We start from the raw sequence: 22,990 nt of genomic DNA, 5'->3' as shown, positions 1-22,990 counted from the left end.
TGAGCTAGGCGTTAAAGTCCGGCATTTCCGGCACGGTGAACTCCTGGTTGGGCAGGCGCTCCTCCACGTTCACATCACGTACCGAGTAGGCGTGCACCTTCTTCACAAAGCGGTTGGAGCGGAATACATCCCACACCCACACGTCGCTCATGCTCACCTCAAAGTAGAGGGTGCCGCCCTGCACATGCGGGGTGACGTCCACCTGGTTTGCCAGATAGAAGCGTCGGTCGGTTTCTACCGCGTAGCTAAAGAGCGACATGACGTCTTTGTATTCGCGGTAGAGCGCCATTTGGGCGTCGGTCTCGTAGTTTTCGAGGTCTTCTGCGCTCATTACTCTTCCTTTCCTGGGCTTTCTTAGTACTGATTCAGCGGTGGCACGTTAGGCTTTCGCCAGCTTCCGAGGCGCGGTCTTCAGGAACGCCATGCGCCCTAGCCGCGCTGTGTCGCGGCGGCCTTAATCTGCTCGGCGGTCGCCGGAAGCGACCATGACAGTCGATGCTGCGGGCTGGGGCCCTGCACGCTAATCGCCTCGCGATGAGCGGCGGATCCGTAGCCCTTGTTGTTTGCCCAGCCGTACCCCGGGTAGCAGGCATCCAGCTGGACCATCAGCTCGTCACGTTCCACCTTCGCAACCACCGATGCGGCGGCAATGGAGGCGCATTTGTAGTCGCCCTTAATGACCATGGTCACCGGCATCTGCGCGGGCTCACCTGCGCCTTCCCATGCCTGGGCGAGCAGTGCGTTATAGTGTGCCTGCGCCGGGTCCGGTGCCAGCGCACTGAACAGGTCCTCCTGCGGAGGGGTAAACCAGTCGTGCTTACCATCCAGCAGGGCGGCGTCGGCACGGTATCCGCGGCGCGCCAGCTCAGCGAGCGCACGCTGAGCGGCAAGTCTCAGCGAGAGGGTCATGCCGAGCCGGTCAATATCTGCCGGTTCCACGTGGCCGACTGCCACGGCGCACCACTGGCGGATTTCGGGAACCATGGATTCGCGGCGTGCCGGTGAGAGTGCTTTGGAGTCGATTAGCCCGCCCACTTCGAGGGTGGCGTCCGGGGTGAGGATTGCGACGCCCACGGTGACCGGGCCCGCCATGGAGCCGCGGCCCACCTCGTCGATTCCGGCAACCGTGCGGGTGCCGGAGGCGAAGAGCTGCTGCTCGTATTCGAGGTCGGCGGCAGGCGGTGTTGTCTTTGCAGGCTTAGATTGAGCGGGTTTCCTTGCACTCTTCTGAGCGCTCACCATCATTCCCAAGCTCGCTTACTCGCTCGGGGTGGAGGTCGGCTCGGGAATCGAGGAGAACACTGAGCTCTGATCCTGTAGCAGACCGAAGTGGTTCAGCGGCCACGCCACCACGAATACGTTACCCTGCACGTCGTCCTTGGAGATGAACGCGGTGCCGTCGCTAATGTGGTAGCGGGAGTCGGCGGAGTTGCTGCGGTGGTCACCCATCACGAAGTACTTGCCGGCGGGCACGGTCACCTTGAAGGGGATCTCCGAGGGCTGGTTGCCGGGGTACAGGTACGGTTCGGTAATTTCTACACCATTGACCTTGACCTTGCCGTTTCCGTCGCTTTCGACCACGTCACCGGGGGTACCAATAACACGCTTGACTAGGTAGTTCGATGAGGTATCCGGCAGAATACCCATGAAGGACAGGCCGTCCTTGAGCGGGTTGCTGGATTTTTGGGTGGAGGGAATCCAACCCTGAGAGTCCTTGAAGACAATGACGTCGCCGCGCTTGGGATTGCTAAAGTAGGAGCCCGCCACGTTAATGAACACGCGGTCGTTCACCTGCAGGGTCTGCTCCATGGAGCCGGAGGGAATGTAGAAGCCACGCAGCAGGAAGGTCTTGACCAGGAATGCGATGACCAGCGCGTAGAGGATGACAGTGCCGCCCTCGCGTGCCTGTACCCAGAGCCATTCGCCGAGTCGGCCTTCTTCCTGCGCCTGGGAGTAGGTCAGCTCTGCTTGTTCGGCGCGCTTTGCCTTGCGGCGTTCCTTGGGGGTCATTTCGGAGAAGTCCTTGGTAGTTTCCACATCTGCGGTAGTCTCCTCATCGGCGGTTTCTTCGCGCTCGGCATTCTTCACTGCGGCGTTCTTCTTCGCTTCCTTCACGGAGGAAGAAGTCACGGCGGCACTTGCCTCGGCGCTAGCTACCAGCTCACGAGTGCTCTCGGTATTACATTCGGTCGCCCCAGTAGCGTCCGCATTCTCTGCGGCGCTCTGCTCAGTAGCTGCATTCTCAGCTGTGGCCTTCTCAGCGGCGAGACGTGTGAAGTATTCTTCCATTTCTCGGCGCTCGCGGCGGCTTTGAGGCTGGTATCCCTCAGGGAAGGGGCTGGTGTTCGCAGTGTTCTTGTCGTCTGCCATGCTGGAGTGAGCCTTTCGTTTGAGAGATACCTAGCTCGGGTGAAACGGTACCTAGCTATTGTATCGAGAGTGCTTGTGCTCTTGGGCTTTTATTTTCTGAGAGCGGCAAGGTTCTCAGAATATGCAAAAACCGCTCCTTGCTCGCGGAATGCGGTTGGGGAGCGGTTTGCAACAGAATTCTGTATCTATAAAGATTAGAACTCACGCTTCTCGCGGATACGAGCAGCCTTACCGTGGCGGTCGCGCATGTAGTACAGCTTTGCACGACGGACGTCACCGCGGGTCACAACCTCAATCTTCTCGATGGAGGGAGAGTGAACGGGGAAGGTACGCTCAACACCAACGCCGAAGGAAACCTTGCGGACGGTGAAGGTCTCGCGAACGCCTGCACCCTGGCGGCCAACGACGAAGCCCTTGAAGACCTGGATACGGTGGTTCTTACCTTCAACGATTTTAACGTGAACGTTCAGGGTGTCACCGGGGCCGAATGCGGGGATGTCGTCACGGAGGGACTTCTTGTCGAGGAAGTCAAGAGTCTGCATAGTTGTAGATCTCCAGAGCCATCTGCCGCAGGTCAAATAGACTCAGATTGCTCTGCCCCACTGCGGGACAGAAAACTTTATGCTTCGGACAGGATTGGTGCCCGAAGGTTGACATCGTTGGTCGCTCTTCCCCCTGCGGCAGGGGCGTGCCCGATGTCAACACAATGCCCCATTATCCCAATGCACCCGCGTTTATGCAAGCATCCGGGGAACACTTTTAGAAGGGGGGTTCGTCACTCTGCACTCCCCCGCCCTCGGATGCACCGTTCTGCGCAGGAGCATACTGTTGCGTGTACTGAGGCGCCTCCTGCGATGGTGCACCCGAGTGCGGCGTACCCTGCTGCGTTGCGTCCTGCTGAGGTACCCCCTGCATGGAACCCTCGTTGACCGTGCGCTTCTCCACGGTGCGGGCGAAGGTGCTCGTACCGTAGTTCAGGTCGTGACCGATACCGAGGGCATCCACTTCTACCGTGGTGCCCTGCGTGCCGTCTTCACGGTTCCAGCGGCTAATACGTTGGCGGCCACTCACGACCAGCGGTTGCCCTTTCTCAATGGAGGTGGCGATGTTCTGGGCGAGGCGGCGGTAGGCTTTCACGGTGTACCAGTTGGTGGTGCCTTCTTTCCAGGTGCCGGTGGCGTCTTGCCAACGCGGGGTGCTGGCGAGGCGAAAGTTCACGACGGGCACCCCATTGGGCAGGGTGCTCAGTGTCGGGTCGGAAGCGGTGAATCCACGGATCAGGATGGTGTCGCTCATGGTTTCTCCTTAGAAACTAGTGGGTGGGTTCCTCCACCCTGCCAGCATTTACCCGACTCTGCACCTGGCGGTTACCGCTTCTGTGGATAACCTCACGTTTTACGGTTTTGGGTACCGCCTGTGGATAGAGTTTTTGAATTTTTCACCCCGTTTTTTCAAAATTTACCCGCAGGCAGTGCACTCCCCACAGAAATATGACGACTACTCCCCATCCGGCATCACGCCCGCGGCCCCCAAAGCTACTTCCACAAACCCCACCCCATCCGGCATCATGATAGGTATTTCAGCGTCGGGGCGGCTATTTTTTGCCCTCACGTTAACTATTTCTATCCCACGCGCTCTATCCTTGATGATGCGGTGCACTCAGCCGCATCCCGATCTACCCCTGGAGTTTCCGTGAGCAAAAAGCCCATCAACAGCAACGACCTGCCCACACTACAGGATCTTCAGCGGATTCAACGCAACCTGCCCAAGCTGCCCGACTCGATGGACCCGCAGAAAAAGCGTCTCATTTACGGTCTGCTCGCTGTGTTTGCCGTTATCTTGCTGATTATTGGCCTGGTCTACGTGAGTAAGAACGGTGTGGACGGCATGCTCGGTTCGGAGGCGACGACCTCCGCCACCGATGAGGGAGAAACCACCGTTGCCACAGAAACCCTCGCCGAGGTCAAGAACCCGTACAAGGCGGTTGATCTCGCGACCGCGCTCGCACCGGATCTGGCGACCGCGAAGAGCGAGCTGGTATCCCTGCAGGTGAAGGAACGCGCGTCGAAGGCTGGCTACTCTCGTGAACAGTTCGGCCCCGCTTGGGATGACGTTGACGGTAACAAGTGCAACACTCGCGACGACATTCTGCGCCGCGATCTGACCAACCTTCGTTTCAAGGTCAGGACCCACGCATGCACCGTAATTAGCGGCACTCTGAATGACCCCTACACCGGCAAGACCATTGAGTTCAAGCGCGGCAAGAAGACCTCCGCAGCCGTGCAGATTGATCATGTGGTGGCTCTTTCGAACGCGTGGCAGACCGGTGCGCAGGATCTGACCGCAGAGCAGCGCCGCCAACTGGCAAACGACCCAGAAAACCTGCTCGCTGCAGACGGCCCGGCAAACCAGCAGAAGTCCGATGCAGACGCCTCCGATTGGCTGCCGAGCAACACCGCCTACCGCTGCACCTACGTGGCACGCCAGGTGCACGTGAAGGCGAAGTACAAACTGTGGGTCACCGCGGAGGAAAAGAAGGTTATGGAGCGCGTCCTTAACTCCTGCAAGGGCACCAACCCGACCAAGAAGTAATCCCAGCCAAGAAATAGCCTCCCGGCACCTCGCGGCACACCAACGCAAAAACTATAAAGAAAACCGCCCCGCACCCTGAGTTTAGGGTGCGGGGCGGTTTCTGCATGTGGCGCCCCAGGAGGGAATCGAACCCCCGACCAAGAGATTAGAAGGCTCCTGCTCTATCCTCTGAGCTACTGAGGCCTTCCTCTAGGGTACATGAGAATTTATGCTTCTCCTGCACCGCGCCTCTCACGCGGGGGCCGGTCCACTGGGCAGCGCATCCGGCTGGCCCGACATCCGGTAAGCACGACCGGGATTTACACCGGGAGTTCGCGCTGGGAATTCACGCTAGGAGCCTATCTTGGCGGCTTCCCGTTCTGCCTTTTTCACCTCGCGGCGGCGGGTACGACGGCTTGATGCGCCGGGGAACAGCTGCCACCACAGGCGGATGGCGGTGCGGCGAATCTGCGTGGGGTGCAGGCTCACGTACACCAGGCGGCGGGTTGCCGGGTCGAGGGCCACCAGGTAGATGATGTAGCCCAGGCAGATGACGGTCGCGATGAGTCGGCCCATGTCCTGGTTGAAGTCACGCAGGTAGGGCGATACGTTCAGCTGGTCGCTCACACCGTACGCCATGAAGAACAGCGTGGTGATGAAGTACCACATGAGCTGGAAGTGCGAGCGCAGACCGGTTGCGGCGAGCATCGGGATTGCCCAGAGCAGGTACCAGGGCTGAATCATGGGGCTGCACAGGAGCATGAACAGGATTGCGAGGCCGGCATGGCGGACGATATTGCGGTCGCGTCCAACGAATGCCATTGCCATAGCGCCGAGCATGCCGATGCCCTTGCCGACGGTCTCGATGAGCTTGCGTATGACCTCGAAGGCGTCGCCCTGAACGAACAGGGAGGCGGCGCCGATGACCAGGCCGAAGGGGGTGTACCAGATGTACTGGCCGCCGGTGGTGGACAGTGCCCTAATCCAGCCGAATTCCAGTCCGGTTACCCAGCCCATGAGCGTCATTTCAGCAAGCAGTAGCACGCCGGAGAGGGCCCAGAAGATGAACTTGCGCGGCCAGGAGGCGTTCTTACCCGCCCAGAGCAGACCCACGAAGGGCAGCACCACGAGGGCAAGCGGCTTGACGGCAACGCCGAGGGCTACGAAGGTCACGCCGAGTGGGCCGCCCCACCAGGTGTCGCGGTAGCGCTTGGCGTAGTAGAGGCCGCCGAGCATGAACATGGTCATGAGCGAGTCGTTGTGGCCGCTGGCGATGAACGATGCGATGAACAGCGGGTTCGGGCCGATCTGCCAGAGGGCGCGGACCTGATTGAAGCCGTGTGCCTTAGCGAGTTTTGCCACGTAGAAGAGGATGCCGATGACCGCGAACACGGAAAGCAGGCGGAAGTAGAAGAGGGAGAGGTCGATGTTCTCCCCCGCCAGGTGCACAATCCACTCTTCGAGCTTAAGTGAGACCGGTCCGTACGGGGGTGGAGATTCCGCCCACATGGGGTCCGCACCGTTCTGCATGAAGTTTGAGATCTCGGAGACACCGTGCTTGTACGGGTTGAGGCCGTGCGCCATGACCATGCCCTGCCCGTAGTAGGAGAACATGTCGCGGCTGTAGATGGTGAAGGCGAAGACCTGCGGCAGAGACCAGCTGGTGATGACGGCAATCATCCAACGCATGGTGTTGGGTTCGTTCCAGTCACCCATTTTCTGGTAGATGCGCAGCCATTCACGGCACATAATCATGGCGCCGAGGGCGAGCATAATAATGCCGGTAATGACCCATGCGGCTTCGAATCGGATGGCGCGGATAATGTCGTAGCGCCAGAAGTTAGAGCTGTCGGCGAGCCAACCGACGGCGTAGGAGCCGAGGGTGACCATGATGGAGCCGATAGTGCCGATAATCAGCGTACGCAGACGATGATTATTGACGTAGTCCAAGAGTTTGGGTGAGAGAGGTGCGTCGTGTGCGCTGGGGGTGGTGAGCCGGTGTGCTAGCTCCTTTAGTGCGCGCATAACTCCCTTTCTGTCTGCATCGTCCTTCTGGCTTTTATCATACCGGAGCCCTTGGATGCACTTGCGAGAATCACTGTTATGAAGAAGCTTGTGAACATACCTCAGGGGCGCGCAGAGTGGCGCAGTTCTCCCTCGATGCTGCCGTTTGTGCATCCTCTTGCGCCCTCTTGCACCCTTTTGTGATGTGCTATCCACCGGGTCGGCGGTGTTTGGGGGTAGAGTGGGAGGGTGAGTATTTCTAGTGAACGTATTGTATGGATTGACTGTGAGATGACCGGCTTGGACGTGGAGAATGATGCTCTCGTCGAGGTGGGCGTTCTGGTCACGGATGCCGATTTGAACATTCTGGGTTCCGGTGTTGAGTTCGTCATTAAGCCCGGTGACGAGTCTCCTGCCGGCGCGCTGGAGAGCATGAATGACTTTGTGCGTTCGATGCATGAGGCCTCGGGTCTACTGCCCGATATTGAGCACGGTGTGTCAATGGATTACGCGCAGGAGCAGGTGCTTCGCTACATCAAGAAGTATGTTCCGGTGGCGGGCAAGGCGCAGCTGGGCGGCAACTCGGTGGGCATGGATAAGCGTTTCCTGGAGCGTTACATGCCCGAGGTCATGGCGCACCTGCACTACCGTGTAATTGATGTGTCGACCATTAAGGAGCTGGCGTCGCGCTGGTACCCGGCGGCTCGTCACAGCGCCCCGGCGAAGACCGGTAACCATCGCGCACTGGGTGATATCAAGGACTCGATTGATGAGTTGAAGTATTACCGCCGCACTATTTTTGTGCCGCAGGGCCCGGATGCGATTGCTTCGGCGCAGATTGCGCGTGAGGTGGAGACTGAGCGAGCCACACGTGAGGCGGCTGAGTGCGAGGCTGAGGCGTCCGTTTCTGAGGCATCCAAGGCGTAAGCACGGACTGTAACAAGCATCACGGCTTTTTGATTTGGCAGGTTTCTGAATCTCCTGTACAGTAGTATCCGTTGCGTATCGCAAGGGAAACCAAGCGAAGCACATGGTGGTCGTAGCTCAGTTGGCAGAGCGCCTGGTTGTGGTCCAGGAGGTCGCGGGTTCAACCCCCGTCGATCACCCCGATGGAAAGGGTCGTTATGGTTATCCGTAACGGCCCTTTCGTTTACCCTCGATTCGGTTTTGCCCGCACACGGTGTACCGGAACAGAGCTTTTACACCCGCACTTTAAACTAGCGAGCGGGAACAGGGCGCACCGCATCTTCATGAGGTAATTCTTCACGAGGCAGACGCATCCGGCAAGTTCCCACCCAACAGTTCCCGTTCAACACAAGCAAAGGATGATTCCGTGGCTATTCGCCCCATCGTTATTCACGGCAACCCCGTTCTGCACCGCCCAGCGGCACCCGTCACCGAGTTTAATGATGAGCTCAAGGAGCTCGTGGCTGACATGTACGAGACTATGGACGCATCCAACGGTGTGGGTCTAGCGGCACCGCAGATTGGTGTGGGCCTGCGCATCTTCACCTACAAGATGGAGAATGAGGACGGCGTTCCCCCGCGCGGCTGCATCATCAACCCGGTACTGACCTTGGGTAAGATTTCTACCGCTGACCCAGACCCCTACGAGGAGGAAGAGGGTTGCCTGTCCTTCCCCGGTTACGGCTTCCCCCTCAAGCGTGCCGAGTGGGTGACCGTGAACGGTCTTGACGAGCACGGCAACCCCGTCCAGTTTGAGGCAACCGGGTGGTTTGCACGCTGCATGCAGCATGAAACCGACCACCTGGACGGCAAGCTGTACGTGAACCGCCTGAACAAGAAGTGGACCGGCAAGATGAAGAAGGTCGTGAAGAAGGAAGGCTGGACCGTCGACGGTAACTCCTGGATGCCCGGCGTAGACCCGGATCCGTTCGGTCACTAATCACGAGCACTTCTGGAGGTCAGAGACCTTTCGAGAAGTTTTAAACGAAGACCGCGAATGCGCTTGAGCGTGCATTCGCGGTCTTCGTTTTCGATCAGTCGATGATGTTTTTCATCAGTCAACAGTAACGTGAAACGGGTCATCCTATGAGCCGGGTTCTGTCTAAAACGCCGCCCGAAGGGGCATTTCGAGGCAATCATCTATCTAGGACGTACGTTGCCGTACGTCTCAAGCAGCCTACCCGAATACGCACCCCACCTCCATGAAGGAAGCTAACGGGGATCGGGCGCACTACCCTACCATGGCGTATTCTGTTTGACCTTGCTCCGAATGGGGTTTACCTAGCCGGGCGCGTCACCGCGCCCGCTGGTGGTCTCTTACACCACCCTTTCACCCTTACCGCGGCGAACCGCGGCGGTTTACTTTCTGTGGCACTAGCCTGCGGGTTACCCCGAGTGGATGTTATCCACCATCCTGTGCTGTGGAGCCCGGACTTTCCTCGAAACACGTATGCCTCGCGATTGCCCGGACGGCCCGTTTCACCCAACCCATTATACGCACAACCTTGGAGGTGGCTTGTCCCGGGCTCCCTCACGGGTACACAGGGGCGTGTTGGGGGCACACCGGCGTCTCGCGGGTACACTGGAGAGATGCTGATTCTTCTTCCCCCCTCCGAAGGTAAAACCTCCGCCCCCACTGGTAACGCGCCCGTATGCTTTGCTGACCTCTCGTTCCCTGAGCTTACGGCTGAGCGTGAGAGCGTTCTGGAGGAGCTGGCGCAGGTAAGCGCCGGCGTAGACGCTCTGGCGGAGCTCAAGGTGGGTTCCTCTCTCAAAGCAGAGGTGGAACGCAATACGCGCCTGCTGACCGAACCAGCACAGCCCGCGATCCGCACCTACACTGGCGTGCTCTTTGAAGCACTGGATTATGCAAGCTTCTCCCCCGCCGAACGCGATGCCGCGCACTGGTCGCTACTAATTTCTTCGGCGCTGTGGGGTATTCTGCGCCCCGAGGACGCGATCCCCGCCTACCGCCTGTCGATGGGCGTAAAGCTGGGTTCGGTGGGTGCGCTTGCCTCCTTCTGGAAGGGCGCGTTAGGTACCGCTCTGGAGGCGACCGCGAAGGACCAGCTGATTCTGGATTGCCGTTCTGCAGCCTACGCGAAGTCGTGGGTGACTTCCCCGTCACAGACTCTGGCGGTTCGTGTGGAGCGTGTGGCGGCTGATGGGTCGCGTAAGGTCGTCTCGCATATGGCGAAGCATTACCGTGGCCTGTTTGCGCGCTACCTGATTCAGTCGGGTTTGGCGGCTCGTCCTATTGGTGGTTCCACAGCGGGTATTGCCGAATTTTTGGAGGCGGTCAGCGAGGACTGGTCGGTGGAGTGCACTCTGCCGACGGCGCGTAAGGCGGGTGTTTTGACTCTGCTAGTGCATGAGCAGTAGGTTGCCCAATTATTTGTTTTCGCTTATTTTTACATCATATTGAAGATTTTGTAACTATTTTCTAGGGGCTTAAGCCTGTATCGCCCCCCCTGTAAAACCACTTTCCCACATTTGCGGCGCTTTCGATGCTCAGCACATGGTGAGTTATGGTGAGCTGGTGACTCTGATCGGCGCATTCCAGGCTCGCGCTACGTAAGGTCGTTTAGACCGCTCGCGTTCGCGGGGTGCCCCCCCCCCCCAGAAGTAATGCCCTGCCTTTACGTTCTTTTGAGAATCCTTGATGAAAGATTCCTGTCGGACGCGTACAGGCCGGGCTTTACTGTGTCTATTTCTTGGCTCTTGGCAGCTCTTCAGCCGCTACTTTGAGCGTTTACTGTTCAGTCAGGCTGGTCCATGTGACGGCGGGTTCGGTGCTTGCCGAGTGCGCCTCCTGACCGGTTGCCACGCCAGTGGAGACGGTGAAGTCCCACGGGTCGGTGTTCAGCGTGGACAGCTTCGTTTCGATGGTGAAGCCGCGCTCAGCGAGCAGGGCGCGCAGGCGGTTTGCCGCCGACTGCAACCACAGGGATTCGCTGGCTGCGTGGGAACAATCAATCAGAGCGATGTTGCTGCCGTCAACTCGTGCAGTTTCACGGAATTCACTGGCGGGGTGGTGGCGCAGGTCGGCGGTGATGTACACCTGCGCGTCGGTGGCGCGCACGGCGCCGAAGAGAGAGTCACCGGCACCGCCGCAGAGGGCGACGCGGCGGATTGGCTGGTCGGCGCGTCCGGCGATGCGCAGGCCACCGGCGGTTGCGGGTAGCACCGCAGCGAGGCGTTCTGCCAGTTCCTTGAGGGTGATTTCTTCGGGTAGGGTGCCGAGGCGACCGGTGCCTACCGTGTGTTCCTGTTCGTCGAGTACCTGGGTTTGTGCTTCGGTAAGCGGTTCACAATCAATCAGGCCGATAGCCTCACAGAGTGCTTCATTCACGCCTTCAACGGCGGCATCTGCGTTGGTGTGTGCGCCAAGCAGGCCGCATCCGCCCTCGATGAGGGTGTGCAGAATGTTGCCCTTGTAGTCGCTGTCGGGGATGAACTTTGCGCCGCGCAGCAGCAGCGGGTGGTGGGTGATGAGTAGCTGCGCGCCTTCAGCTACGGCTTCTTCGGCGGTGGCGGTGAGGGCGTCTACTGCGAAGAGGACAGTGCTCACTTTAGCAGCGCCACGTCCGGCGACGAGGCCGGATGCGTCCCATCCGGCAGCGAGCTGCGGCGGGAAGAGCGTGTGGAAGGCGTCGATGACTTCTGCAAGGGTGGGGGTTTCTAGTTTTTCAGTCATACCTCTATTGTGGCAGGTGGCGGTTTACGCCGAAGCATGCGTCTGCTTAGGAATATTCTGTGGCTCTGCGGTGTTCTTTAGGTAGTGTGGATTTCTAAGTGTTAGTTCGAGGCTCACTATTTGAGGAGGAATCATGACTGATGTTGTACTTGCTGGCGGCTGTTTCTGGTGCCTGGATGCGGTGTACCGCCAGTTCTGCGGGGTTGAGGTGAGCGTCTGCGGCTACACGGGCGGCGATACTCCCGACCCTAATTATCGTTCGGTGTGTTCGGGCACGACCGGGCATCAGGAGGCGGTAAAGCTCAGTTTTGACCCGCAGGTGATTGACCTGGATACGGTGTTGGATATTTTCTTCACGAGTCACGATCCGACGAGCTGGGATCGTCAGGGCGCGGATACCGGTTCGCAGTACCGTTCGGTGCTTTTCTACGCGGATGAGCAGCAGCGTGAGGCGTTTGAGCGTGCGGTGGCGCGTGCTCAGCAGCTGTACCCCTCCCCCATTGTTACGGAGATTAAGCCCCTGGGCGTGTTCTATGAGGCTGAGGAGTATCACCAGAATTATTACGCGTTGAATCCGGCGCAGGGTTATTGTGCGTTTGTGGTGAGCCCGAAGGTGGCTCAGGCACGCCGTAATTTTGCGCATCTGCTCCGTTAGCAGGTGCTTCCGGATCAGTCGAGGTGTATTACGTTGTTCACCCTGTAGCTGTCTTTTATTGTGTGGCAGCTACGGGGTGTCTTCGTATGCACCCGGCTATTTGTTGTTCGTCTGCGTTTTGGGGTTGTTATAAGGTACGCCGGGTATGATGGGGGTGTCAACTCACTCAATTTCCTTTGTTGACTTCCTATGAAAGGCTGATTATGACGAGCCCTTCCCTCACTTCTGCTGGTATGTCCCGCCGCGTGGCACTGGGTGCGACCGGTGCCGGTGTGCTGGCTGCCTTGACTGCGTGCGCTAGAGATATCCGCCCGCTGGCTGAAGGTTCGGCGTCTAGCTCCGCTTCCGCGAGTGCTTCCGTAAACGCTTCGGCTACTGCTTCCGCATCTGCTTCTTCGGACAAGTCCTATAAGGGCTTTGTGAAGTTCGATAACTTCGAGAAGAACGAGGAATACGTTCCCGCCACTGCCGAAAAGAAGGCGCAGAACGTGCCCAAGCCTCTCGTTCCGGCAAACATGAACGAAGATAACGTTGATGGCATGTATGCGTTCATTGGCTACTGGCTGGCGAGCTTTAACTATGCGTTGATGACCGGCGATACTGAGCCGATGAAGAAGGCTGACCCTGCAGATGTGTATGCGAAGAGTCTGCAGGAACTTACGCTCATGTACGAGAGCGATCTGGGCTGGATCTACGGTACGGATACCCCGGTTACTCTTGAGCTCATTAGTGGTTCTCCACAGAAGGCGTCCGGTAAGGGTACCCGTCGTTACACCTGGCCGGCATACATGAACTACAGCGCCGATGCGAAGATTCATCGTGAGGATACGTCTGACCAGCCCTTTATGACCGCTTCTAGCCCGAATGGCAAGCTAATGAAGGTTGCCGTGGAGTACAAGGACGGTAAGTGGATTATGCTCACCGGCGACGAAGATTCTCCTTCGTCGGCTTCCGGTTCTTCCTCTAGCTCTTCTGCTGTCTAAGACTCTCATCCTACTGAGTTAAGACATAACAGCTTGAGGTAGGCTTCTCCCCCGCCTGCGGTAATGCACCGTGGGCGGGGTTTCTTTGTGCCGAATCTCTGCCGTAACTCTGCGGAGTCTCAGGGAACACCCAGGGGAAAACCCTACGGATATTCGGGGTAGGAGGAGTGGCGCTTGGGTGTGCTTAACGTATATACATTGACGTACTGATAAGTCTTTACAGGGCGTTTACGTCTGCTCTGGTGCACGGCGTCGTTATTTGTTCTGTATTGGATCCAACGAAGAGCTTCTGATGACTATCTTCTTCACTCGACGTACTCTTCTGGAGTTGGTGCGACCGGTATTCATGCGGCTCTGACTGCGTGCGCAAGCAATATTCGCCCGCTGGATGATCCGAGCGTAGTTGACCCGCTGCTCCCCCACAAGGGCGAATTGAAGTTCAATAGCTACAAGTCCACCGGAACGTACCGCCCCGCAAGCTCCACGAAGAAAGTAGAAAACCCGCCCATGCCCGCCCCTCCCGATGGCATGGAGCGTAAGACGAGGTCAGGTATGTACCTTGCTATAGGCTACTGGGTCGCATCCCTGAATTATATGGTGATCACCGGTGACGCTAAACCGCTCAAGGTCGTGAACCTGGACACCATCTACGTGCAGAAAATGGAAGCATACGTAGAGTTATACGCAAAGGATGAGGAGTGGATATACGGCACCGAGACGCCACTCATAGCTGATCTGTCCGAGGAGACCCCACAGAAGGTTGACGAACAACAGTACCGCTGGCTGGGTGTTGGCCGTTACAGCAAGGAAGCAAAAATCCACTATACAGATAGTGGGGAACTCACCATGGCCTCATTGAGTAGCAGCCCCCGGTGATTTTATGAATTTTTCTTTATCTTGAAGTATCAGGATGGTGCCTGGACGGTTAGAAATGAACCAGCCAAACTTACAACATGCTCACCCACTTCAAGCGTGAGCAGATCCGGCGCCTCCGTTTAGGACCTCGGTCATATCGCAGTCGTATGAGAAGCCTTGGGCCCCGTGTTTTTCGTCATCTACCGCCACTTTTACCGCGATGGAGGCACACACAACATTGGGCTGACCGCTCCCCTGCGATACCCTGGAATTAGTTCATTTCCGCCACATACTTTATTCACCTCAGAAAGAGCCCCATGTCTACCATGTACACTCGCCGCACCGCCCTGACCGCTCTAGGTCTGGGCACCGCAGCGCTTCTTGCCGCATGCTCCTCGAAGTCCTCCGAATCTTCGGCGACCACGAGCGCATCCGCTACCGAGTCTTCGACCGCGAGCGCTACCGCATCCGTCTCTCCCACTGCGGAGGTAACCACCACCGTTGAGGCTGGTCCCAGCATGAAGGGTGAGGTCGTTCTTGCTGACTACTCCTCCACCGGCACTTTTGAGCCCGGCACCAAGGAACACAAGGCTGTCAACGTTGCGATTCCGGTAGAGCCGGCGAAGCTGCGTGAGAACAGTGTTGAGGGTCTACACGCGTTCATTGCGTACTGGCAGGCTACCCTGAACTACCTGCTGCTGACCGGTGACGGTGCACGCTTCACGAACATTGACCATACCGGCGACTACTCAACCGTGGCTGAGTTCTTCCAGAGCATGTACGCTTCGGAGAGCGGCTGGGTTATCGGTTCGGAGCGTCCGGTGATTCTGTCGTTGACTACTGACCGCCCGACTAAGGACACCCGCACCGGCTACTACTCTTGGGCAACTGAGATGGTGATTGATAGTGCTGAGGGGGCTGGTGTGTACAGCAAGACCAATGATCGTGTACAGCCGCTGACCGAGGTGTTCAAGTACCCGGGTAAGCCGGTAACTGGCCAGATTGTGGCGCACTACCAGGACGGCACTTGGCGTATGGTGCGTCGTGCTCCGGGTACTGCTTCTGCTTCACCGGTTCCGTCACTGAGCCCGAGCGCTTCTGCTGAGGCTGCTGCGCCTGCGGAGGCGACTGCTGCAGGTTCTGCTGAGGCGTCGGCACAGTAGGTTCTGGATCCTCTATACCGCCGAGAAGCCGCATGTGTTTGAAACACATGCGGCTTCTCGCTTTTATTCTTTTGAGAGGTCACGGCGGCACCATAGATTCTAAGAGATATTCCCGCTGATACAGACATAAATAAAAAGCCTTGACTCCGAAGAATCAAGGCTTTTTCCTAGTGGTGACCCCAACCGGATTTGAACCGGTGTTGCCGCCGTGAGAGGGCGGAGTACTAGGCCGCTATACGATGGGGCCGTGAGATTTAAATCTCTTTTACCAGGCCTCCCTGGCAACACATATAACTTTACAGAGGTTCTCGAAAACAACCAAATCGAAGAGCAGTGAATTGAGTCACATATTTTACATTGGGTGCAAAACCCACCGCATGGGCCCTTTTCCAGCTATGCCAGGTGCTCCCCCGACATCTGTCCAGCACCTCCACCGCACTTACCTCCGCACCCGCGGTCGGGTAATGTCGACGGCACCCTCAGCGAAGTTCAGGGGAGGGGTCAATCAGCACTGCGGTAGCCTGATTCGGGTAGCCCTGGAAAGGAATCTTAGCGGGGTTAATGGTCGTGGTGGAGGTGAACTCACCCTTGGAAACCTCAGCGTAGAACTTCACGATGGAGTACGGTCGGTTTTCGCATCAAAGATAGCAATCTTGCCAGTACCGAAGTCAGTCACGTACACCAGGTCGCGTGCCTCATCGTTCTCCATAGACAGCGCCTGGGTGCCGAACTTGACGAACTTCTTAAACTCACCGGTGCTCAGGTCATAGACGGAGATACCGGAGTTCACGCCGTCCACCCCCTGGGAAGAGACGTAAATTTCGTTCTCGGAGTGGTCAATAGTGACATCAGAGGGGCGAACCTCAACAGTGGAATCCTCGGCGCGGGTCCGGATAACCTGCTCGGTCTTAAACGTATGGGTGTTAATGACGAAGACCTTGCCGCCGGTGCGCTCAGGCACGTACAGCTTGTCACCATCAACGGTCATGTTCATACCAACGTAGCGGGTGCCACCATTGGGCGCGCCTTCGAGCTGCAGCTTGGTGACCTCGTAGGTCTTCATATCGATAGCGGACACGTAGTAGCGACCGGTGACGAACACCTTGCCGGAGTTGTGATCCACGAGCACGGAGCGGGGGTGCTCAATCCAGTTAGGGTCACTCTCGGCAATGCCGTGGTTAGTCCAAATCAACTCCATGGTGTTCTGATCGAACACAGACAGGGAGTTGTCGGTGGTATTAGTAACCCACACGGTGCCGATCACGTCATCAACAGTGATGCCGTACGCAGAAATGTAGCCAAATTCGCCGTTCTTATCCAGCTCGAAAGGAACCACTGCCACTTCTTCAATCTGAAGAGTGTCTGCATTGACACGAGCAATCGTGGAGGCGAGGTCATCGCGTGCACCCACGCCGACCATCCAGATCTTGTTGATCTCCTTAGAGTAGGCAACCTGGTACTGACCGGGCAGACCCTGGGTAATCTGGGCAATGGATGCGGATGTGTCAACAACGCGGCTCAGCGCTGCGGTAGAAGGATACGATGCGCTGATCTGGTGTGCGGTGTTCGGTGCTGCGAAGGAGCCGACGGCGAGCCCTTTCAATGCTTTAACCGAGGAGGGAGTGAGGTTCAATGTGTATCCTTCAAATATATAACGGAAGTGCTCACATGCCACAGGCGAATGCTAACAAGACACCCGTGAATATGCGGTGACATATTCGACGGCATGAAAAGCAGAAGTGTAGTAACACATAAATTTACTTACCTTCTCATCCTCAGTGTTCTACTCGTAAAATAATAAGCAACGACGTGGGCATGTTTTGTGTTTTTATAAATGACCCCCAAATTCGCCTTCAGCATCATTCGAAGGTTGATTCGTTTCCAGGGTTTTCCTTGACCTTGCGGGCGAAAACCCTGGAAACTAGGGGTATTGTGATGCTCTCATATTTACATATTAATTTAAAATTTTAGGTGAGGCGCGCCAGCAACATTCACCATGAGCCGCACATTTTCGACATTCAAAACCTATATTTTTATAGTCATGTGCATATATATAAATATGCTTTCAAACCACCCATCCAGCATTAGCCCAAGCAGATACACAAAAGGCGGGTACCCCCTCCCCCAGATTCAAAGAATCCAAAAGAGAAAATACCCGCCTTCTCACGCGTTACATCGAATCGAGCATTTAAGCCCGAAAGCTAAACGCCACGCTTATGCCTTGCGACGGCGCATCACCAGAGCAGCACCCGCGATCAGAGCCACCGAAGCGAAAGCAACCAGCGGCAGCACAGCGTTAGCACCGGTGTTCGCCAAAGCACCACGCGAAGAGCCAGCCTGCGAGGAACCAGCATCGCTCTTAGCGACCGAGGAACCGCCATTCTTCACCGCCGAACCGGACTTATCAGCCTTCACAGCATCCGGAACAGGCTTGGAGTCCGAGTTGGAATCAGACTTGGAGTCCTGTGCACCGGTCTTAGCGTCAGGCTTAGAATCAGACTGAGATGCCTGATCCTTGGAGGTCTGATCCTTAGCCTCTGCGGTGTTCTCGGACTTAGCGTCAGACTTCTTATCCTCAACCTTCGGATCAGCTGGCTTCGGCTCCTCAGCCTTCACACCGGTCACCGTCGGGTAACCCGCAAACTGAAGCGAAGTCGGGGTGATACCCACAGGAGCTGCGCTCGCGTCGGTGTCCTTCACGCCAACCTTGAACTTCAGAATCGAGTTAGACTTCAGCTGCTGAACCGATGCAGGAACGTCGTTACCCTGGCGGTCCTTGGTGGGCAGGGTGGTGTACTCGCTGGCGGTGGTGATTTCGCCGGTGGTGCCGTTGAGCACGTAGGGCAGGGTCACCTTCTCGTCGCGGTCCTTCTTATCGAGGACGAGCACGGAGCCGTCCTTGAGCAGGGTCACGTCGTTCGCGGCTGCGCCGTTCATCTCGACCTCGCCGATGACCTCGTCAGCGCGACCGTCGAAGACAGCTACCTTACCGGTGCCAAAGTCAGCCACGTACACCAGGTCGCGATCCTCGTCATGCTCCAGGGCGAGCGCCTGGGTGCCGAACTTGACGAACTTCTTGAACTCGCCGGTGGTCAGGTCGTACACGGAGATACCGGAGTTGACACCCTTCACGCCCTGGGAAGAGACGTAGATTTCGCCCAGGGAGTAGTCCACAGCAACGTCGGAGGGGCGAACCTCAACGGTGGAGTCCTCACCCTGAGTCTGGATGGTCTTCTCAACCTTGAAGGTCTTAGTGTCCACGACGAAGAGCTTGCCACCGGTGCGCTCGGGAACGTACAGCTTGCCGCCGCCCAGGAACATGTTCATGCTCACGTAGCGGGTGCCACCGTCGGGTGCGCCTTCGAGCTGAATCTTCTCAACCTGCTTGGTCTTCAGGTCGATAGCGGAGACGAAGAAGCGACCGGTCACAAATGCCTTGCCGGACTCGTGGTCAACCAAAACGGAACGGGGGTGCTCAATCCAGTTCGGGTCGCCTTCCTTCGCGCCCTCGTTGGTCCAGATGAGCTTGAGGGTCTGCTGGTCGTACACTGCCACGGAGTTGTCGATGGTGTTGGTAACCCAGACGGTGCCATCCACGTCATCAACGGTCACGCCGTACGCGGAGGTGTAACCGTACTGACCCTTATCGTTCTTCTTCACGGGCAGCTCGGCGAATGCCTCAGTCTTCAGGGTGTCTGCATCCACGCGTGCCAGGGAGGAAGCGAGGCCGCCGCGCGCACCCACGGTGGGTACGAACAGCTTGTGGTTCTTCTTGGAGTAGCCAACCTGGAACTGGCCGGGCAGGCCCTGAATGATGTTCGCAACGCTACCGTTTGCATCCACGGTACGGTGCGCCTCGGTGGAGGGGGTGGTAGAGTCGGTTGCCTTGGTCTTGGTGGCGGTTGCCGGGTAGCCCTGGAACTCGCGGGTTTCGGGGGTGACCTGCTTGACCTGAGAGTTGTCGCCTGCGGTTGCGGTGACCTTGAACTTCAGGATGGAGTTCGCCTGAATGTCGGTGGTCTTTGCGGGTACGTCATTGCCCTGGCGGTCCTTGCCGGGCTTGCTGGTAACCTGGCTGGAGGTGCTGACGGTGCCGGTGGTGCCGTCGAGGACGTAGGGCACGGTTGCGGTTGCGCCAGCCTGCTTGTCCACAGCGACAACGGAACCGTTGGGCAGTACGACCAGGTCGTTTGCTTTGCCGCCGTTCATGGCGACCTCGGCAATCAGCTTGTCTGCTGCGCCGCCGTCAATCACGCCGACCTTGCCGGTGCCGAAGTCAGAGACGTACACCAGGTCGTTCGCCTCATCGTTATCGAGCGAGAGCGCCTGGGTGCCGAAGGGGATGAACTTCTTGAACTCGTAGGTGGTCGCATCGTACACGGATACACCGGAGTTCTCGCCCTTCACGCCTTGCGAAGAAACGTAAATTTCGTTCTGCGAGTGGTCAATAGCCACGTCGGAGGGGCGAACATCGCCGTCCTTATCGCCCTTCACAGAGATGGTCTTCTCGACCTTGAAGGTCTTGGTGTCGATGACGAAAATCTTGCCGCCGGTACGCTCGGGAACATACAGCTTACCACCGTCCACCAGAATGTTCATGCTGATGTAGCGGGTACCGCCATCGGGTGCGCCCTCAAGCTGAATCTTCTCGACCTTCTTGGTCTTCAGATCGATAGCCGAGACAAAGAAGCGACCGGTCACGAAAGCCTTACCCGACTCGTGATCGACACGCACCTCGCGGGGGTGCTCGATCCAGTTCGGGTCATCCTTGCTCAGACCCGCATTGGTCCACAGCTGCTTCATGGTCGCCTGATCGTATACGGCAACGGAGTTATCGCGGGTGCTGGTCACCCACACGGTACCTTCCTCGTCATCGACGGTGATACCGTACGCACCCTCGTAGGAGTAGCCCGAGTCCCCCTTGATAATGGGCAGCTCGGCAACTGCCTCAATCTTCAGGGAGTTTGCGTCAATGCGAGCAATCGTAGAAACGTGCTCGTCGCGGTCTGCAGTGCCAGCAACCCAAATCTTGTTGGTCTTCTTGGAGTATGCGACCTGGAACTGACCGGGCAGACCCTGGGTGATCTTTGCCATCGCCTTGTCGGTGATGGTGCGAGCATCGCTGCTCTGGCTTGCTGCCCGGGTGGATTCTGCCGCGAACGATGCGGGGATGGTGGCAACGCCGGAAATTGCCAGTGCCAGCGATCCAACGGCGAGGCCCTTGAATGCCTTGCTTGATGCGAGCTTCATATGTATGTCCTTTTTTTTCGTGGGTGTGTGTAAAGGTGCGTCTCTCCGCCACCGACAGGTGGTGAGGTGCCGTGATTTTCCTACTCTTTGCTATGGGTTTCGTGGGCCCACGAGGAAGGAAACTAGTCTTCACACAGTATTAAGTAAGGCAAACTTTAACTTACCTTCTAGGTAATACTTACTTAGCGCACAGGATTTTGCAAGATTTTAGGCATATATAACGCAAAATTTCATATGCCAGGCACAGCCTGTCACTAAAACTCCCCGAGGTCCGGCAATACGGGGCATGGCAAAACCCCCGCCTCCAGCAAAAGCCAGAAGACGGGGGTTCCACACACCCCAACACACGGTGCCGAGGTGACTAAAAATTAGGAGACATACGAGAAGTCAGTGAACAGCAGGTTCTGCAGCTTGTAGCGGCGAATGAAACGAGCCAGCTCCGCTCGAGTAGTCGGCGCGGTCGGGTTGAACACGCCCGAAGAATCCAGCACGATGTCGTTCGCGCCAGCCCACGCAACGTAACGGTGCAGAGTACCGGCACCGAGCACGTCGCGAAAACGAGAACCAGCAGCCTCGTTCATTTCAGTCAGCTGAACCTCCGCGTTGTACTGGAACAGCACAGCCGCCAGCTCCTCGTCAGAAACCGGTGCGGTCGGGTCAATCTTGTCGCCACCAGTGAGCGGCTCGGTGATCTTGTGGTCACGAGCCCAGTGCAGCGCATTCGCGGTCTGGCGGCCTGCCGCATCTGTGAAGGGTGCAATATCCGAGTTTTCGTTCACGCCAGCGTGACCAGCAGCGTGGTTCAGCAGAGCAATAAGCTCCTCACGGGTCACAGGGCGGTCCGACTCAAACGCGACAGTCTACGGGTTCGGTATCAGCCACTTCTTCTGGTTCGCCATACGGATATCCTCAGCAAACGGGTGGCTATCCGGAACATCCTCGAAAGAAGTCTTCAGTATCTTGGTCTCAGCCACCGGGATGCGCACAGCAATCTGATGGGTGATTTCCTGACCTCACGGGTCGAGCTGCAGAACGTGATTGACACCCTCACCCTGCATCAGCTCGATGGGGAACTGGTCGCTACCGCTGAAGCTGTCAGCGTCATCGTCAAATTCGGGGGTGAGCGGCCAGGAGCGCAGGGTTTCGAAAGAGTCGTTACGAATGTAGCCGTGGCGTACGGTCAGAGTGGTGCCTTCGCTAAGGAATTCGCGCAGACCGTGTGCAGTGTAGTTCACGGTCATACCGGTTTCAGTGATGGTGGCACGCTGAATAACGAGGCGTCGGCCTTTAGTTTCCTCGGTTGCCGGGCAAGGTTTGCGGGAAGTTGGTATGGGGCCTGGAGGGGCACAGGGTTTTCTTTGTATCAAGATGTGGAGTCAGTGGGTTTCTGATGTTTTATGTGTGACACGCCGGTTCAAATCCTTTTCAAAGAGTTATTGTTATTGGTACCCTATCACTGTTTCTATATCCTCAACAAAGGAGTTACCCATGGAGGCCAAAGAATTCTCATACGAGAAGGCTCTCCTCTTTTTCGCCAAGTCTAAGTACGCCGACCTTTTCGGCGTAGCACTGGTTATCGCCATCGCAATCGCTTCAGGATACCTGAGCACCAACCTCGCCAAATACGTCGACTGGGGCCCGATCACTAACTTCATTCCCCTCGGCGTGATTTCCGTGATTAACGTGGGTATTTCAATGATGTCTACCCGCCTGACCGGCCGCCTCTCAAACGTCGGCAACGTGCTCGGCATTATTAACACGGCGCTCTCTGGCGCGATTGACTACATTCTGGGCAACAAGGCGGCAATCATCACCTACCCGGTGACCTTTATCGTGTACACCTTCGCGATTCGTAGGTGGCAGAACTCCGAACGCGGCAAGGCGTTGGAACCGCCGACCGGCACGAAGGGCCAGCTGATTATTGGCGGTATTGTGGCCGGTTCGTTCGCGTTCTCCCTGATTGCGAACTATGTCGGTTACGGCGGCAAGACCTCGTTCCTGTTCTGGATCACGACTGTAGTGTTTGGCCTGTCCCTGTCAGCAAACATTCTGAACGCGCTCAAGCTCACGATGCAGTGGCAATTCTGGTTCCTGTACAACACCGTGCAGTGCATCAAGGCGCTGACTCAGGGCAACTTCGCGAACGTCGGCAAGTACATCTTCTACATCATCAACAGCGTGGCAGCACTGTTGCTGTGGACCCGAAATGGTACTGCGACCAAGGGTACCGTGGCGGTGGCGTAAGGGGTGGTTCCCTAGCTTTCTAGGGCTGACATTTCTACCAGCTAATGGATGAGGAGGCCCCTCGGCCTGCAGTTTACTGCTGCGGGTCGAGGGGCTTTAACCTGTGCCCGCGAGTGCGGGGAATACGTTGAGCCTCTTTCATTATTGCCCTTGATATAGGGCTCATCCCCGCTCGCGCGGGGAACACGGCAGTTTCGGCGCGGAGGTGAAAGTGGATTGCGGCTCATCCCCG

General features: G+C 57.4%; 21 protein-coding genes, 3 tRNA genes, 1 other RNA gene and 1 CRISPR repeat array (1 of these 26 running past the window's edge). Of the genes, 10 read left to right on the top strand and 15 right to left on the bottom strand.

Features of this window, described 5'->3' with window-relative positions; genetic code table 11:
• Nucleotides 1-4 precede the first annotated feature (4 nt).
• From QFX05_RS02560 to QFX05_RS02540, 5 genes are all read right to left on the bottom strand, one after another.
• Nucleotides 5-331, bottom strand: coding sequence for a DUF2469 domain-containing protein (locus QFX05_RS02560; RefSeq protein ID WP_279740657.1), 327 nt, complete (start codon nucleotides 329-331; stop codon nucleotides 5-7).
• 98 nt (nucleotides 332-429) lie between these two features.
• The gene (locus QFX05_RS02555) at nucleotides 430-1,242 is read right to left on the bottom strand and encodes a ribonuclease HII (protein ID WP_279740750.1); all 813 of its coding nucleotides are present in this window, start codon (nucleotides 1,240-1,242) and stop codon (nucleotides 430-432) included.
• A gap of 15 nt (nucleotides 1,243-1,257) precedes the next feature.
• Entirely contained in the window at nucleotides 1,258-2,370 is a 1,113-nt protein-coding gene (lepB, locus tag QFX05_RS02550) for a signal peptidase I (RefSeq protein ID WP_279740655.1), read from the bottom strand.
• 194 nt (nucleotides 2,371-2,564) lie between these two features.
• On the bottom strand, nucleotides 2,565-2,912 hold the full coding sequence (gene rplS / locus QFX05_RS02545; RefSeq protein WP_049337710.1) for a 50S ribosomal protein L19: 348 nt from the start codon (nucleotides 2,910-2,912) through the stop codon (nucleotides 2,565-2,567).
• Nucleotides 2,913-3,129: 217 nt separating this feature from the next.
• Complete coding sequence (locus QFX05_RS02540; RefSeq protein WP_279740650.1) at nucleotides 3,130-3,666, bottom strand: single-stranded DNA-binding protein; 537 nt, start codon at nucleotides 3,664-3,666, stop codon at nucleotides 3,130-3,132.
• Between the two features lie 396 nt (nucleotides 3,667-4,062).
• Here QFX05_RS02540 and QFX05_RS02535 point away from each other — a divergent pair, with 396 nt between their 5' ends.
• Nucleotides 4,063-4,962, top strand: coding sequence for an HNH endonuclease family protein (locus tag QFX05_RS02535; protein ID WP_279740648.1), 900 nt, complete (start codon nucleotides 4,063-4,065; stop codon nucleotides 4,960-4,962).
• Nucleotides 4,963-5,069: 107 nt separating this feature from the next.
• Here the strand turns inward: QFX05_RS02535 and QFX05_RS02530 are convergent.
• Nucleotides 5,070-5,145, bottom strand: a tRNA-Arg gene (locus tag QFX05_RS02530).
• Nucleotides 5,146-5,292: 147 nt separating this feature from the next.
• Nucleotides 5,293-6,966 carry a polyprenol phosphomannose-dependent alpha 1,6 mannosyltransferase MptB gene (gene mptB / locus QFX05_RS02525; protein ID WP_279740646.1) on the bottom strand — a complete coding sequence of 558 codons (1,674 nt, stop codon included), beginning with the start codon at nucleotides 6,964-6,966 and terminating at the stop codon, nucleotides 5,293-5,295.
• 228 nt (nucleotides 6,967-7,194) lie between these two features.
• Between mptB and orn the strand changes: the two genes are divergently transcribed.
• From orn to def, 3 genes are all read left to right on the top strand, one after another.
• Nucleotides 7,195-7,872 carry an oligoribonuclease gene (gene orn / locus QFX05_RS02520; RefSeq protein ID WP_279740645.1) on the top strand — a complete coding sequence of 226 codons (678 nt, stop codon included), beginning with the start codon at nucleotides 7,195-7,197 and terminating at the stop codon, nucleotides 7,870-7,872.
• A 106-nt stretch (nucleotides 7,873-7,978) separates the two neighbouring features.
• A tRNA-His gene (locus tag QFX05_RS02515) sits at nucleotides 7,979-8,051 on the top strand.
• Nucleotides 8,052-8,278: 227 nt separating this feature from the next.
• Complete coding sequence (def, locus tag QFX05_RS02510) at nucleotides 8,279-8,851, top strand: peptide deformylase (RefSeq protein WP_060823562.1); 573 nt, start codon at nucleotides 8,279-8,281, stop codon at nucleotides 8,849-8,851.
• A 131-nt stretch (nucleotides 8,852-8,982) separates the two neighbouring features.
• Here the strand turns inward: def and rnpB are convergent.
• Nucleotides 8,983-9,388, bottom strand: an RNA gene (gene rnpB, locus QFX05_RS02505) — RNase P RNA component class A.
• 113 nt (nucleotides 9,389-9,501) lie between these two features.
• Between rnpB and QFX05_RS02500 the strand changes: the two genes are divergently transcribed.
• The gene (locus QFX05_RS02500) at nucleotides 9,502-10,293 is read left to right on the top strand and encodes a YaaA family protein (RefSeq protein WP_279740641.1); all 792 of its coding nucleotides are present in this window, start codon (nucleotides 9,502-9,504) and stop codon (nucleotides 10,291-10,293) included.
• 370 nt (nucleotides 10,294-10,663) lie between these two features.
• Here the strand turns inward: QFX05_RS02500 and QFX05_RS02495 are convergent, their stop codons facing one another.
• Nucleotides 10,664-11,608 (bottom strand): Nif3-like dinuclear metal center hexameric protein, encoded by a 945-nt coding sequence (locus QFX05_RS02495; RefSeq protein WP_279740639.1) that lies wholly within the window; start codon nucleotides 11,606-11,608, stop codon nucleotides 10,664-10,666.
• Between the two features lie 133 nt (nucleotides 11,609-11,741).
• On the opposite strand from QFX05_RS02495, the gene msrA reads away from it, so the two are divergent.
• The 4 genes from msrA (at nucleotide 11,742) to QFX05_RS02475 (ending at nucleotide 15,264) form a co-directional block, all read left to right on the top strand.
• A complete protein-coding gene (gene msrA, locus QFX05_RS02490; RefSeq protein WP_279740637.1) occupies nucleotides 11,742-12,263 on the top strand; it encodes a peptide-methionine (S)-S-oxide reductase MsrA in 522 nt (173 codons plus the stop codon).
• A 203-nt stretch (nucleotides 12,264-12,466) separates the two neighbouring features.
• Nucleotides 12,467-13,246 (top strand): DUF6318 family protein, encoded by a 780-nt coding sequence (locus tag QFX05_RS02485; RefSeq protein ID WP_279740635.1) that lies wholly within the window; start codon nucleotides 12,467-12,469, stop codon nucleotides 13,244-13,246.
• 432 nt (nucleotides 13,247-13,678) lie between these two features.
• Complete coding sequence (locus QFX05_RS02480) at nucleotides 13,679-14,122, top strand: DUF6318 family protein (protein ID WP_279740633.1); 444 nt, start codon at nucleotides 13,679-13,681, stop codon at nucleotides 14,120-14,122.
• 296 nt (nucleotides 14,123-14,418) lie between these two features.
• Nucleotides 14,419-15,264, top strand: a complete 846-nt coding sequence (locus QFX05_RS02475) for a DUF6318 family protein (protein ID WP_279740631.1) — start codon at nucleotides 14,419-14,421, stop codon at nucleotides 15,262-15,264.
• Nucleotides 15,265-15,435: 171 nt separating this feature from the next.
• Here the strand turns inward: QFX05_RS02475 and QFX05_RS02470 are convergent.
• From QFX05_RS02470 to QFX05_RS02445, 6 genes are all read right to left on the bottom strand, one after another.
• Nucleotides 15,436-15,511 (bottom strand) — tRNA-Glu (locus tag QFX05_RS02470).
• 232 nt (nucleotides 15,512-15,743) lie between these two features.
• Nucleotides 15,744-15,878 carry a hypothetical protein gene (locus tag QFX05_RS02465; RefSeq protein WP_279740630.1) on the bottom strand — a complete coding sequence of 45 codons (135 nt, stop codon included), beginning with the start codon at nucleotides 15,876-15,878 and terminating at the stop codon, nucleotides 15,744-15,746.
• Nucleotides 15,875-16,897 carry a YncE family protein gene (locus QFX05_RS02460; RefSeq protein ID WP_279740629.1) on the bottom strand — a complete coding sequence of 341 codons (1,023 nt, stop codon included), beginning with the start codon at nucleotides 16,895-16,897 and terminating at the stop codon, nucleotides 15,875-15,877. The genes QFX05_RS02465 and QFX05_RS02460 overlap by 4 nt, the downstream gene beginning before the upstream one ends.
• A gap of 581 nt (nucleotides 16,898-17,478) precedes the next feature.
• Entirely contained in the window at nucleotides 17,479-20,514 is a 3,036-nt protein-coding gene (locus tag QFX05_RS02455) for a DUF5074 domain-containing protein (protein WP_279740628.1), read from the bottom strand.
• Nucleotides 20,515-20,882: 368 nt separating this feature from the next.
• Nucleotides 20,883-21,347, bottom strand: a complete 465-nt coding sequence (locus QFX05_RS08355) for an S-layer homology domain-containing protein (protein ID WP_279740626.1) — start codon at nucleotides 21,345-21,347, stop codon at nucleotides 20,883-20,885.
• A gap of 180 nt (nucleotides 21,348-21,527) precedes the next feature.
• Nucleotides 21,528-21,755: a hypothetical protein gene (locus tag QFX05_RS02445; RefSeq protein ID WP_279740624.1), complete on the bottom strand. Its 228-nt coding sequence runs from the start codon at nucleotides 21,753-21,755 to the stop codon at nucleotides 21,528-21,530.
• 247 nt (nucleotides 21,756-22,002) lie between these two features.
• Here QFX05_RS02445 and QFX05_RS02440 point away from each other — a divergent pair, with 247 nt between their 5' ends.
• Nucleotides 22,003-22,758 carry a nicotinamide mononucleotide transporter gene (locus QFX05_RS02440; protein ID WP_279740622.1) on the top strand — a complete coding sequence of 252 codons (756 nt, stop codon included), beginning with the start codon at nucleotides 22,003-22,005 and terminating at the stop codon, nucleotides 22,756-22,758.
• A 158-nt stretch (nucleotides 22,759-22,916) separates the two neighbouring features.
• Nucleotides 22,917-22,990: a CRISPR direct-repeat array (repeat unit 29 nt); it runs 3,617 nt beyond the window's last position.

Source organism: Rothia similimucilaginosa (assembly GCF_029850875.1).
Lineage (GTDB): Bacteria > Actinomycetota > Actinomycetes > Actinomycetales > Micrococcaceae > Rothia.
Note: the sequence above shows the minus strand (reverse complement) of the source record. Positions and strands in the feature narration are given on the sequence as shown.

Coding starts and splice junctions, on each gene's coding strand:
- QFX05_RS02560 (WP_279740657.1), bottom strand. CDS start 331: ATGAGCGCAGAAGACCTCGAAAACTACGAGACCGACGCCCAAATGGCG.
- QFX05_RS02555 (WP_279740750.1), bottom strand. CDS start 1,242: ATGGTGAGCGCTCAGAAGAGTGCAAGGAAACCCGCTCAATCTAAGCCT.
- lepB (WP_279740655.1), bottom strand. CDS start 2,370: ATGGCAGACGACAAGAACACTGCGAACACCAGCCCCTTCCCTGAGGGA.
- rplS (WP_049337710.1), bottom strand. CDS start 2,912: ATGCAGACTCTTGACTTCCTCGACAAGAAGTCCCTCCGTGACGACATC.
- QFX05_RS02540 (WP_279740650.1), bottom strand. CDS start 3,666: ATGAGCGACACCATCCTGATCCGTGGATTCACCGCTTCCGACCCGACA.
- mptB (WP_279740646.1), bottom strand. CDS start 6,966: ATGCGCGCACTAAAGGAGCTAGCACACCGGCTCACCACCCCCAGCGCA.
- QFX05_RS02500 (WP_279740641.1), top strand. CDS start 9,502: ATGCTGATTCTTCTTCCCCCCTCCGAAGGTAAAACCTCCGCCCCCACT.
- QFX05_RS02495 (WP_279740639.1), bottom strand. CDS start 11,608: ATGACTGAAAAACTAGAAACCCCCACCCTTGCAGAAGTCATCGACGCC.
- msrA (WP_279740637.1), top strand. CDS start 11,742: ATGACTGATGTTGTACTTGCTGGCGGCTGTTTCTGGTGCCTGGATGCG.
- QFX05_RS02485 (WP_279740635.1), top strand. CDS start 12,467: ATGACGAGCCCTTCCCTCACTTCTGCTGGTATGTCCCGCCGCGTGGCA.
- QFX05_RS02475 (WP_279740631.1), top strand. CDS start 14,419: ATGTCTACCATGTACACTCGCCGCACCGCCCTGACCGCTCTAGGTCTG.
- QFX05_RS02455 (WP_279740628.1), bottom strand. CDS start 20,514: ATGAAGCTCGCATCAAGCAAGGCATTCAAGGGCCTCGCCGTTGGATCG.
- QFX05_RS02445 (WP_279740624.1), bottom strand. CDS start 21,755: ATGACCGTGAACTACACTGCACACGGTCTGCGCGAATTCCTTAGCGAA.
- QFX05_RS02440 (WP_279740622.1), top strand. CDS start 22,003: ATGGAGGCCAAAGAATTCTCATACGAGAAGGCTCTCCTCTTTTTCGCC.